13 protein-coding genes are annotated in these 11,778 nt (G+C 63.9%); 6 read left to right on the top strand and 7 right to left on the bottom strand.

Translation table 11 applies throughout. The annotated features are described in order from the left end of the window. Positions 1–58: 58 nt before the first annotated feature. On the top strand, positions 59–625 hold the full coding sequence (locus BLP99_RS18225; protein WP_176776517.1) for a pseudouridine synthase: 567 nt from the start codon (positions 59–61) through the stop codon (positions 623–625). Here BLP99_RS18225 and BLP99_RS18220 read toward each other — a convergent pair. Then, entirely contained in the window at positions 620–829 is a 210-nt protein-coding gene (locus tag BLP99_RS18220) for a DUF2788 domain-containing protein (protein ID WP_039594082.1), read from the bottom strand. The two genes, BLP99_RS18225 and BLP99_RS18220, sit on opposite strands and share 6 nt — an antisense overlap. 277 nt (positions 830–1,106) lie before the next feature. Then, a complete protein-coding gene (locus BLP99_RS18215; RefSeq protein WP_072395908.1) occupies positions 1,107–1,586 on the bottom strand; it encodes an Lrp/AsnC family transcriptional regulator in 480 nt (159 codons plus the stop codon). Between the two features lie 412 nt (positions 1,587–1,998). Here BLP99_RS18215 and BLP99_RS18210 point away from each other — a divergent pair, with 412 nt between their 5' ends. Beyond that, the gene (locus BLP99_RS18210; protein ID WP_076406212.1) at positions 1,999–2,967 is read left to right on the top strand and encodes a DUF6515 family protein; all 969 of its coding nucleotides are present in this window, start codon (positions 1,999–2,001) and stop codon (positions 2,965–2,967) included. A gap of 45 nt (positions 2,968–3,012) precedes the next feature. Here the strand turns inward: BLP99_RS18210 and BLP99_RS18205 are convergent, their stop codons facing one another. Both BLP99_RS18205 and BLP99_RS18200 read right to left on the bottom strand, forming a co-directional pair. Next, entirely contained in the window at positions 3,013–3,906 is an 894-nt protein-coding gene (locus tag BLP99_RS18205) for a cation diffusion facilitator family transporter (protein ID WP_072395912.1), read from the bottom strand. Positions 3,907–3,934: 28 nt separating this feature from the next. Beyond that, on the bottom strand, positions 3,935–4,354 hold the full coding sequence (locus BLP99_RS18200) for a hypothetical protein (RefSeq protein WP_053151726.1): 420 nt from the start codon (positions 4,352–4,354) through the stop codon (positions 3,935–3,937). 254 nt (positions 4,355–4,608) lie between these two features. Here BLP99_RS18200 and hrpB point away from each other — a divergent pair, with 254 nt between their 5' ends. Continuing rightward, entirely contained in the window at positions 4,609–7,125 is a 2,517-nt protein-coding gene (gene hrpB / locus BLP99_RS18195) for an ATP-dependent helicase HrpB (RefSeq protein WP_092181311.1), read from the top strand. A gap of 45 nt (positions 7,126–7,170) precedes the next feature. Here the strand turns inward: hrpB and BLP99_RS18190 are convergent, their stop codons facing one another. Further along, positions 7,171–8,250, bottom strand: a complete 1,080-nt coding sequence (locus BLP99_RS18190) for an endonuclease/exonuclease/phosphatase family protein (RefSeq protein ID WP_072395916.1) — start codon at positions 8,248–8,250, stop codon at positions 7,171–7,173. A gap of 88 nt (positions 8,251–8,338) precedes the next feature. Further along, positions 8,339–9,001 (bottom strand): YciC family protein, encoded by a 663-nt coding sequence (locus BLP99_RS18185; protein WP_092181308.1) that lies wholly within the window; start codon positions 8,999–9,001, stop codon positions 8,339–8,341. 178 nt (positions 9,002–9,179) lie between these two features. Between BLP99_RS18185 and BLP99_RS18180 the strand changes: the two genes are divergently transcribed. The 3 genes from BLP99_RS18180 (at position 9,180) to BLP99_RS18170 (ending at position 11,200) form a co-directional block, all read left to right on the top strand. Next, positions 9,180–9,947 carry a DUF2076 domain-containing protein gene (locus tag BLP99_RS18180; RefSeq protein ID WP_072395920.1) on the top strand — a complete coding sequence of 256 codons (768 nt, stop codon included), beginning with the start codon at positions 9,180–9,182 and terminating at the stop codon, positions 9,945–9,947. A 139-nt stretch (positions 9,948–10,086) separates the two neighbouring features. Further along, the gene (locus tag BLP99_RS18175; RefSeq protein ID WP_072395923.1) at positions 10,087–10,566 is read left to right on the top strand and encodes a LabA-like NYN domain-containing protein; all 480 of its coding nucleotides are present in this window, start codon (positions 10,087–10,089) and stop codon (positions 10,564–10,566) included. Positions 10,567–10,588: 22 nt separating this feature from the next. Further along, positions 10,589–11,200: a 3'-5' exonuclease gene (locus BLP99_RS18170; RefSeq protein ID WP_072395925.1), complete on the top strand. Its 612-nt coding sequence runs from the start codon at positions 10,589–10,591 to the stop codon at positions 11,198–11,200. Positions 11,201–11,316: 116 nt separating this feature from the next. On the opposite strand, the gene BLP99_RS18165 is transcribed toward BLP99_RS18170, so the two are convergent. Next, positions 11,317–11,769 carry an Lrp/AsnC family transcriptional regulator gene (locus tag BLP99_RS18165; protein WP_072431388.1) on the bottom strand — a complete coding sequence of 151 codons (453 nt, stop codon included), beginning with the start codon at positions 11,767–11,769 and terminating at the stop codon, positions 11,317–11,319. Positions 11,770–11,778 lie beyond the last annotated feature (9 nt).

Raw genomic sequence — 11,778 nt, 5'->3', positions numbered from 1 at the left:
TCCTCGTCCCGCTTCCCGTCGTCCCGGCGCGAAGCCACAGGCAACCGCGCCGCGCCGCGTGGCCAAGGCCCCGCCGGCGGAGCCGAAGCTGATCCTGTTCAACAAACCCTTCGATGTGCTGACCCAGTTCAGCGATGGCCAGGGGCGGGCGACGCTCAAGGATTTCATCGACATACCGGGCATTTATCCGGCCGGGCGGCTGGATCGCGACAGTGAAGGGTTGCTGCTGCTCACCAACGATGGGCAATTGCAGGCGCGCATTGCCGACCCTAGGCATAAGCTGGCCAAGACCTATTGGGTGCAGGTGGAAGGCGAGCCGAGTGCCGGGCAGTTGCAGCGTCTGCGCGATGGCGTGGAGTTGAACGACGGCATGACCTTGCCGGCCGAGGCGCGGCAGTTGGATGAGCCGCAGCTGTGGCCACGCAACCCACCCGTGCGCTTTCGCAAGAGCGTGCCTACGAGCTGGCTGGAATTGGTGATTCGCGAGGGGCGCAACCGCCAGGTCCGGCGCATGACCGCTGCGGTGGGCTTGCCGACGTTGCGCCTGGTGCGGGTCAGGATCGGCGACTGGACGATCGAAGGGCTCGACCAGGGCCAGTGGAAGGAAGTGCCGGCGCGCTTATAGCGTCCCGGATTCGATCAGGCCGATCACCACGCTCTTGATGATGAACGCTGCCACGCCAAGGCCCAGCACGAAGAACAGGATGAACGAGCCGAAGCGTCCGGCCTTGGATTTCTTGGCCAGGTCCCAGACGATGAAACCCATGAAAATGATCAGGATGCTGACCAGGCCAGTCATCATCCACTCTTCGAAAACGGCAGGATCCATCGAAACACTCCGGCGTGGGCGGGGTTGAAAAGGCGCGGCGAGTATACGGCATGGTGCAAGCGCGGGGGATTGGCCTGCGGCGGTGTGTCGCAGCTATTCATCGCCTGGGCTGACGCGATCGCGAGCAAGCTCGCTCCCACGTTGGATTTATGACAAGCGCAATATCCATGCGCCCGGCCCCCCTGTGGGAGCGAGCTTGCTCGCGATGGCGGCATTACCGCTGTCAGTGATTTGGCCGGTCCACCGCCATCGCTTGCTCAGGATTTCATGGGGATATTCAGTTACGCAGGTGAGTCAACGGCAACTCGGTGCTGTTGAGCACCTGGTTCAGTACGAAGCTCGAACGCACGCTGGTCACGCCGTCGATCCGGGTCAGGTGTCCCAGCAGCAGCTTTTGGTAATGGTCCATGTCCGGTACCACCACCTTGAGCTGGTAGTCCGCGTCCATGCCGGTCACCAGGCTGCATTCCAGGACCTGCGGCAGGTTGCGGATGGCCGCCTCGAAATTCTCGAAACGCTCGGGCGTGTGGCGATCCATGCCGATCAGCACATAGGCCGTCAGGCTCAGGCCGAGCATCTTGCGATCGAGCAGGGCGACCTGGCGTGAAATATAACCGTCGTCTTCCAGCTGCTTGACTCGTCGCGAGCAAGGGGAGGGCGACAGACCGATGCGCTCGGCCAGTTCCTGGTTGGAGATCCGCGCATCGCGCTGCAATTCCGCCAATATGCTCAGGTCGTAACGGTCGAGTTTGCTCATCGGTCGGGCCTTTATCTTGATAATTGCGGCAGATTATCTCTCTGGGGTTAAAAATTGCGCAAGTGATGTTTAAACCAGCAATCTTCGCAATCATCTGTCGGCCCGTGAAGCCTATCCTTATCACCAAGATCACTGCTCGGACAAACAGTCCAGTGCAGCCCGCCGAATCAGGCCGGCTGCGGTCGCGGCACCCACCGGTGCCGGCAGGCCCCCGAGCTGCACACTGTCCAGAAGACGGCGTGAGGTGAGCCGACGTCAAAAGCGTCGAGCACGGACAAAATTCACAAGGGGAGGCCGACGGGCCTCCCTTTTTTATGCCTGCGAAATAAGCCCCGGGGCTGATAATCTGTGCAGAACCGGCCTGGGCTTTTCCAGTCTCATGTTCAGGCCCTGAACCCGTGTGAGGAATTTCATGAAGTCGCGCATCTGGCGTTTGGCAGGTGTTGGTCTGTTGTGGGCAAGTGTCAGTGCGCAGGGAATGGCCGACGATCAGCAGAATCGTGGCGGCCCGCAGGGTTACCCAGGCCAGCCCCGGCCCCAAGGCAACGAGATCATTCGTGGCGATAACAGTCGGCAGTTCGAGGTCCAGCCGCAGTACCCCAGTGGGCAGCAGGACGTTCGTCCACCTTACGATCCCAACGCCTACGGTCGCCCGCCGCAGCAGCAACCCGGCAACAACCTGCCGATCCAGGGCCGTCCCGACAGCGTGACCCAGACCCGGGAGCCGCAGCCGGGTTACTACCGCGATATTCCGCGCCGCAGCGAGGGTTACCCGGCCAATGGGTCGCGACCTGGCCATGACAGCCGTCCCGATCCGCACTGGGCCGGTAGACCGGACGGGCATGGCAACGGCTGGGGCCCAGGGCCGCAGTATCGTCCCGGGTATGTGATCGACCGTTTTCCGGACCGTCACTATCGCGTGCCCTATCGCGGCGAGGATTATTTCTATTCGGGTGGCTACTGGTATCGACCCCAGGGGCCGCGCTACGTCGTGGTGCAGCCGCCACGAGGCATTCGTACCCGTTATCTGCCCGATTACGCCCGGGAAGTGTGGATCGGCAGTTCGCTGTTTTTCCTCGCTGCCGGGGCCTATTACATCTATGAAGCCAACACCCGGGATTATGTGGTGGTCGACGCGCCGGTGGCCAACCCGCAGCCGCAGCCCCAAGGCAACGGTTTCGACGTGTTGGCTTATCCGGCCAACGGCCAGTCCCCCGAACAGGTCAACCAGGATGGCTACGAGTGCTATCGCTGGGCAGTGCAGCAGAGCGGCTTCGACCCGCGCAACTACACCTACCCGCCGGCACCGGAAGTGGTACAGACCTATCGCCAGGCCCAGGGTGGTTGCTTGAGCAGCCGTGGGTATCAGGTGACCTACTGATACCCACAACCGAATCAGCGTCGACACCTGCTTCTGTGTCCGGCATCAAGCGCTGGTGTGCTTCACCACTTCCGACGGATCGGCATGGACCAACACTTCTGCCTTCGGATAGGCCTGGTGGATGGCGTCGGCGGCCTGGTCGCTGAGGCCATGAGCCACGGACAGGGTCAGGTCCCCTGGTAACTCCAGGTGCAACTGCACGAACCAGTGGTTGCCGGAGATTCGCGTACGCAGGTCATGGGCACCGAGCACGCCCGGCACGGCGCAAGCCAGTTCCAGCATATGCTGGCTGACATCGGGCGGCAGTTCCTCGTCCATCAGCACCGCGAAGCTTTCCCGGGCGATCTGCACGGCGCTCCACAGAATGTACGCGGCGATGCCCAGGCCGAACCACGCATCGACCTGGAACCAGCCGAGCCCGGCCAGCACCAGTGCTACCAGGATGCTGCCATTGAGCAACAGGTCGGAGCGGTAATGCAGCGAGTCGGCACGCACCGCGTTGGAGCCAGTGGCACGGATGACTCGATGCTGCAACGCCAGCAGCGCCAGGGTCAGCACCAACGAAAACACGATCACACCGACACTCAGCCAGGGCGCATCCACCGGGACCGGCGCTTTCATGCGTTCGAACGCCTGCAGCGCGATGAGCACGGCACTGCCCCCGATGAACAGCGCCTGGGCCATGCCGGCCAGGGACTCGGCCTTGCCGTGCCCGTAGCGGTGGTCGTCGTCGGCGGGGCGCAGGGCGTAATGCACCGCCAACAGGTTGAGCAGTGAGGTGACACCGTCCAGCGCCGAGTCGGTCAGGCCGGCGAGCATGCTCACCGACCCGCTCAACCACCAGGCCAGGGCCTTGGCGACGATCAGGATCAACGCCACGGCCACCGAGGCGCGGGTGGCCAGGCGCAGCAAACGGGCATGCTCGGTGCTGGTAGTCATGACGCGCTCGTTCCTTCGGCGGCGCCCTTCATGCGGCAGGCTTGAGGCCGAAGGCAGCCAGTTGCTGGGCGCTGCCCTTGTGCTGGATCAGCCGTGGATCGTCCAGCGGGAAGCTGCGGCCCAGTTCGCTTTCCAGGATCGCTTGCAGCTTATGGTTGTCGACACTGCCGTCGGCGTTGATGGCCGGCTTGAGTTTCTCCGGGGCGATCTGGGCGCTCTTGCCCGGTTCGAAGTAGATGGCGCCGGTGGCAAAGTCCACGGCGAACGCGATCAGGCCGGGAATAATGTAGAACAGCAGGCCGACGGCATCGAGGGCGGCGATGGCCGGGTCGATCTTGCCATCGATCTGTCCACGGCGATCGGGATAGAAGATCGAGCCGCAGGCACTGAGCTGGGTCAGCAGGGTGGCGACCAGGACGCCGCCGATCACGCGAAATGGCATACGCATAACAATCTCCCGAGCAGGTAAAGGCGTTGCTGGTTGGAGTCCAGACCACGCGAAACAGTTCGCCGTTATACTCGGCCCTCCGTTCTGGAGCTAGTGGCCTGTGTGGCTAATTTGTGCACTCAACTTCGGCGCCAGAACTTGCCAGGCTGCGTTGCCAATCCTCGCCGTAGCGGGCTACGAGTCGTCATGCGCCTTGCCTGACAAGCCTTGGCACTCGAAGTTGAGCACTTGAATTAACCGTACAGGCCACCCGCATGATTTCTTTGCCGATTGATGAAGTTTTACCCGCCCTGCGCCAAGCCTTGGCATCGCGCCACGAAGCCGTGCTCGAAGCACCGCCCGGTGCCGGTAAAACCACCCGCGTTCCCCTGGCCTTGCTGAACGAGCCCTGGCTGGCCGGACAGACCATCCTGATGCTCGAACCCCGGCGCCTGGCGGCCCGGGCGGCGGCCGAGCGGCTGGCCAGCGAACTGGGGGAAAAGGTCGGTGAAACGGTGGGCTACCGGATTCGCCTGGACAGCAAGGTAGGCCCGAAAACCCGTATCGAAGTGGTCACCGAAGGCATCCTCACCCGCCGCCTGCAGGACGATCCGGCGCTGGAAGGCGTGGGCTTGCTGATTTTCGATGAGTTTCATGAACGCAGCCTCGATGCCGACCTGGCCCTGGCCTTGAGCCTCAACGGCCGGGAGCTGTTTCGCGAAGAGCAGCCGCTGAAGATCCTGCTGATGTCCGCCACCCTCGAAGGCGAGCGCCTGGCCGGGCTGCTGGATAGCGCGCCGATCCTGCGCAGCCAGGGGCGGATGTTTCCCGTGACGGTGCGTTGGGGCCGTCCGTTCCAGCCCGGCGAATTCATCGAGCCGCGGCTGGTGCAGACAGTGCTGCAAGCCCTGCACGATGAAACGGGCAGCGTGCTGGTGTTTTTGCCTGGGCAAGCGGAGATCCGCCGCGTCCATCAGCAATTGGCCGATGCCTTGGGCGAGAGCGGCGATGTGCTGCTGTGCCCGCTGCATGGCGAATTGGACCTGGCGGCCCAGCGCGCCGCCATCGACCCCGCGCCAGCGGGCCGACGCAAAGTGGTGCTGGCCACCAATATCGCGGAAACCAGCCTGACCATCGACGGCGTGCGGGTGGTGATCGATGCCGGACTGGCCCGAGTGCCACGTTTCGACCCGGGCAGCGGCATGACCCGCCTCGACACCCAGCGTATCTCCCGGGCCAGCGCCACCCAGCGGGCCGGTCGCGCCGGGCGGCTGGAGCCGGGGGTGTGCTACCGCTTGTGGTCCGAGGACCAGCACGAACAACTGGCGGCCTACGGCAGCGCCGAGATTCTTTCGGCGGATCTGGCCGGGCTGGCCTTGCAATTGGGACGCTGGGGCGTGGCGCCGCAACAGCTGGTCTGGCTCGACGTCCCGCCTGCCGCCGCATACGCCCAGGCCCAGGACCTGCTGCAACGCCTGGGCGCCCTGGAAGGCGAGCAACTGACGCGCCATGGCCAGGCCATGGCCGAGTTGCCGGCCCATCCGCGCATTGCCCATCTGCTGCTGCGCGGCCAGGCCTTGGGGCTGGCGGAGATGGCGTGCAACGTCGCGGCGCTGTTGGGTGAGCGAGACATTCTCCGGGGCGCCGGCGCCGACCTGCACAGTCGCCTGGCCCTGTTGTCCGGCGAAGAGCGTGCGGCACGCGGCGCCCAGGGCGGGGTGCAACGGGCGCGGCAACTGGCCCGGCAATATCGCGGCTATCTGCGGGGCAAGGCCGAAGAGGCCGTAGCCGACCCCGATCATCCGCGCTGGCTCGGTGCGCTGCTGGCGTTGGCCTATCCGGATCGCGTCGCCCAGCAGCGGCGGCCCGGTGGTGCGGAATATCGCCTGGCCAACGGCCGTGCCGCGCTGTTTGCCGAGGCTGACAGCCTGATGAAGCAACCGTGGCTGGTGATCGCCGACCTCGGCAGCCGCCAGGGCCAGCGGGAGGAGCGCATCTATCTGGCGACGGATTTCGACCCGACGCTGTTCGATTCGGTGCTGGCCGAGCAGGTTCGCACGGTGGATCAACTGGACTGGGATGAACGCGAAGGCGTGTTGCGGGCCGAGCGCCAGCGCAAGGTCGGTGAGCTGGTCCTCAGCCGCGAACCGCTGACCGGCCTGGACGAATCGGCGCGCAGCCAGGCGCTGGTGAACCTGGTTCGGCGCAAGGGCCTGGAGCTGCTGCCCTGGACCCCGGAGCTGCGACAATGGCAGGCGCGGGTTGCGCTGCTGCGTCGGCTCGACCTGGACGCCAAGGGCGAAAGCGAATGGCCCGATGTCAGCGACCGGGCGTTGCTGGACAGCCTCGAACACTGGTTGATGCCCTATCTGGGGCGAGTCTCGCGCCTCAGTCATTTCGCCAACCTGGATTTGTCCAGCATCGTTCACAACCTGCTGCCCTGGCCATTGCCGCAGCGCCTGGACGAGCAGGCTCCCCATCACTTGAGTGTGCCCTCGGGCTCGTCGATTCGCCTGGACTACAGTGAGCATCCGCCCATCCTGGCGGTGCGCTTGCAGGAGCTCTTCGGCCTGGCCGATACCCCGCGCATTGCCGGCGGACGCCAGGTGGTCAAGCTGCACCTGCTGTCGCCGGCACGCCGGCCGGTGCAGGTGACCCAGGACCTGGCCAACTTCTGGCGCAGCACCTATGTCGAAGTGAAGAAGGACTTGAAGGGGCGCTACCCCAAGCATTACTGGCCGGATGATCCGTTGGTGGCCGAAGCGACGGCACGGGTCAAGCCGCGCAAGTGAGCTGACCCCGGCGCAGGTCCAGTTGTGGCGGCGATGCGGCCTGGGTCAAGGCGATGCCGGCAGCAGGAACCGTGCAATCACCGGCAGATGGTCGGAAATGCGCAAGGTATCGTCCTGCCGCACCCTGGCTGCGACCCGCTTGATCTGCGGGCTGTAGAACAGGTAGTCGACGGTGCGGTCGGGGCCGTTGAGGCCGGGGTCGTTCGGATAGTGGGTCAGCCAGTGCTTGCGGTCGATGCCGCTGGCCTCGTTGTTGGTGGGAATCATCGGGTATTTGTCCCATAGCAGATGCAGCGGGCTGTCTGCGGAATAGGGCGTGCGTTGTTCGACCGGCAGGCGCAGGTACTGGCCCAGGGGCAGGAGGTTGAAGTCGCCGCCGATCATCCAGGGCGTGCCTGCCGATTCGAGCCTGTCCAGGGCCCTGGCCACGGCCGCGACCTGCTTGGGCAGGGTTTCATCCGACTCGTCAGCCCGTTCCAGATGGGTGTTGAGCACTGCCAACTGACCGCCACCGTTGAGTGGCAGGTAGCTCATGAGCAAGGCATTTTTGGGTTGGAACTGGCGGCTGACGACATTGGCGTTGGCAACGGGCAGTTGCACCCGTTCGGCGTGGTCGATGCGGTAGCGACTGAGCGTCGCCAGTTGCCGGCCGACGCTGCCGAAGATCCGCGGGTTGGGGATGAAGTCGGCTTTCCAGTCGAAGGCGCTGGTGCTGCATGGATAGAGATCGGCGAGCCGCTCTTGCAGCAACTTGAACTGGTTCTGGTAGTCGCTGGCCTTGGCGCCGTTGTCCAGCTCCTGGAGCAGGACAATGTCCGGCTGCTCGTCGCGGATGACACGTGCCACTTCATCGAGGCTGAAGGCCATGTCTTCCAGGGTCGGGCTTTCATCGTCGCCCCGGGCCAGGTCGTTCCAGAACACATAGCGTTTGCCCGCCAGGAACTGGACGTTCCAGGTCATCACCTTCAAGGCCTGGCCGGGCATCAGCGGCGCCGCATTGGCAGTGCAGCTGACCGGCAGGGTTTCCCGGTCCTGCGGACGCCAGGTCAGGCTGTAGATCGACAGGGCGGCCAGGCAGAGGATCGACAGCAGGCCCAGCAGGGTGTAGCGCAGTAAACGGGTCATGGCTCGGCTTTGGGCGGTACGCAAAAGTGATCCCGAGCATAACCGAGAGCGCTTCCCAGGCCCAACCCCGATACCTGCATGGCACCTGTCACGAGTTGTCGGTTTTTTCTTCGATCAGCATGAACATCCGGAACAGCACCACACTGGTGAACAGCTGCAGGAAGCTATGGACGCTGTCGATCAGCAAGGTGACCCAGGGGTTCTGCGGTGGCGGATACACCGAGACGCTGGCCCCCTTGAGCAGCCACAGCGGGCCCATCACGCCAAGAATGAACAACAGGATCCGCCAGAAGCGACCGCGGCTCATGCGCAGGCTTTGCTTCATCGCCGCCAGGGGCGCCAGGCCCCTGAGCACCAGCAGGTATTCGCTGAATGCCAGCGTCACCATCAGCCACAGGCCCGGCAGCAGGTACAGCGAGATACCCAGCAGGATCAGCAGCGTGTTGAGGGCTGTCAGCACGGCGAAGCGTGGCCACAGGGTGAGGGCGGCGGCCAGGAGGTCACGGGCGCGGGGCGATTCGCCGCGGCTGCGTGCATCGAGAAACAGGATCAGTGCAGCGGTGTACAGCGGATATACCAGCAGCCCGACGATCAGGCTGTAGCCAGGAAATCCGTCGGGACCGACGGCGCTGTCCACGCCTTGCTGCAGCACGGCTTCGAGTATCACCAGGGGCAGGCACAAGCCGGCAATCCGGCCCAGATGGCGCTTGAAGAAATACAGGGAGTCGCGCAGCACGTCTAACGGATTCATGGGTCGGTATCGCAGTTCAACAAAGCGGTCTGACACTTTAACCGATCAAGCCAGCGCACAAGCAAACGTAAACATCTGGTAAAGAGCATTGAAACCTTCCCGGCGAGCCCCATTACTGGCTGGCAGCGGTCCTGCGGGACCGGCATGGTTTTTTACCCGGCAATCTGATGAGGTCGCCATGAACAGCGAAGAACAAACCCTGATCGATGGACTGTTTTCACGGCTGCAACAGGCCGAAAAGGACTCAGCCCCGCGCGATGCCCAGGCCGAGGCGCGGATCAAGGAGCATATGGTCAACCAGCCGGCGGCGGGCTATTTCATGGCCCAGGCGATCCTGGTGCAGGAGGCGGCGATCAAGCGCCTCGACGAACAGAATCGGCAGCTCGCCCAGCAGGTGGAACAATTGCAGGCCGACCTGCAGAATGCCCGCAACCAGGGCGCGGCGCCCAGCGGCGGTGGTGGCTTTCTCTCGAGCATTTTCGGCGGCAACCGCGATTCCCGGCCGGCTCCGGCTCCGGTCGCTCCGGTCGCTCCGGCTTCCGGCGGCTGGCGCGAACCTGCGCGCCCGTCCTTCAATAGCGCCCCGGCCCAACAGGGCTTCGGCACGCCTGCGGCTGGCTACGGCGCGCCGCAGCAGCAGGCCCCGGCGACGAGCAGCTTCCTGGGCGGCGCCCTGAAAACCGCGGCGGGCGTGGCCGGTGGCGTGATGTTGGCACAGGGCATCAGCAGCCTTTTCCATAACAGCCAGCAGCCTCAGGAAATCGTCGAGATTCTCCAGCAAGAGCCGGCCCAGCCGGTCAATGACACCGGTGGCGGCGACAGCGGCTGGGGCGACGAGCAGCGCGTCGCCGACAACCAGAGCTGGGGCAGTGACCAGGACGGTTTCAGCGACGCGGACTACAGCGACGATTCGTCTTTCTTCGGCGACGACGATTCCTTCGTCTGAGCCCGCCATTCGTCCGGGGTGCCAGGCACCTCGGACCGATTATTCGCGGAACGATCCCCGGGGCTGGCATACTGGGCGCCTTTCGGGCCTGGTGGCCTGACCCAGAGCCTGCGCGCTTGTGCATTCAAGAGGATCCGCGGTGAAAAAAATCGCTGTGTTCGCCGATGTCCAGAACCTCTATTACACCGTCCGCCAGGCCTATGGCTGCCATTTCAACTATGCGGCCTTGTGGGCCGATGTCAGCAGGCAAGGTCAGATCGTCGAGGCCTATGCCTATGCCATCGACCGCGGTGACAGCAAGCAGCAGCAATTCCAGCAGATCCTGCGCAACCTGGGGTTCACCGTGAAACTCAAGCCCTACATCCAGCGCAGCGATGGTTCGGCCAAGGGCGACTGGGACGTGGGCATCACGCTCGACATCATGGACGCCGCCGACCACGTCGACGAAGTGGTGCTGGCTTCCGGTGACGGCGATTTCGACATGCTGCTCGAACGCATCATCCGCAAGCACGGCGTCCAGGCCGTGGCCTATGGCGTACCGGGGTTGACGGCCAACTCGTTGATCCGCGCCGCCAGTCGCTACGTGCCCATCGAAGGCGCGTTGCTGCTCAAGAATTGATCGTTACGGAGTTCACACGGGTTTGGAACGCATCGCAGTCATCGACTTTGAAACCACCGGTATCACCCCCAGCAGCAGTTGCCGGGCCACCGAGATCGCCGTGGTGATTCTCGAACAGGGCCGCATCGTCGACCGCTACCAGAGCCTGATGAATGCCGGTGTGCGGGTGCCCGCGTTCATCGAACAACTGACCGGCATCAGCAATGCCATGCTGCGCAGCGCGCCGCCGGCCGAGCGGGTGATGAACGAGGTCAACGAGTTCGTCGGCATCACGCCGCTGCTGGCCCATAACGCCGCGTTCGACCAGAAATTCTGGGATTTCGAATTGGGGCGGATCAAACGCACCCGCCTGCAGAACTTCGCCTGTTCGCTGTTGCTGGCCCGGCGCCTGATGCCGACGGCGCCGAACCACAAGCTGGGTACGCTCAACGCTTTCGCCGGCCTGCCCCATACCGGCCAGGCCCACCGGGCCATGGCCGACGCCGAAATGGCCGCCAACCTCACCGCGCACCTGGCCTCGGAGTTGCGACAAAAGCATGGGTTGCGGGAGTTGTCCCATGATTTGCTGTGCAGCTTGCAGAAAGTGCCGGCGGCGAAGATCAACGAGCATCTCAAGCGCCATCGCGGCTTTTAGGCACACCGCCGGACAACTATGGGAGCGAGCTTGCTCGCGATAGCGTCGGATCAGTCAGCTTCTCTGTAACTGACACTCCGCCATCGCGAGCAAGCTCGCTCCACAGTTGATCAGTGTCATTTCCCATTGCCTTCCAGGTGCCCCAACGGCACGCGCTTTTCAATGGCACTGGACAGCACGATCGAAGTCTTGCTGAAGCCGAACTTGGCGATACGGTTGATCAGCTCTTCCAGTTCCGGCATGGAGCCGACCGCCGCTTGCATGATGACGCATGGATCGCCGGTCACCCGGTGGCATTCGGTCAGTTGTGGGATCTTGCACAGCTCGTCGTAGGTCGATTGCTTGCCGTGCTGGTTCATGCGCAGTTCGATGACGCATTGCACCGGCAGGCCGATCTTGGCCATGTCCACCTTGGCCTGGTAGCCGGTGATCACGCCGCTGGCCTCCAGTTTGCTGACCCGTTCGGCCACGGCCGGGGCTGACAGGTTCACTTTGCGGGCCAGTTCGGCGTAGGACGCACGACCGTTTTCCAACAAGGCGCCAAGGAGCATGCGGTCGTATTTATCCACGGTTCGGCT

This window comes from Pseudomonas sp. NFACC32-1, assembly GCF_900101215.1.
Taxonomy (GTDB): domain Bacteria; phylum Pseudomonadota; class Gammaproteobacteria; order Pseudomonadales; family Pseudomonadaceae; genus Aquipseudomonas.
This window is presented reverse-complemented; position numbering and strand designations above follow the sequence as displayed.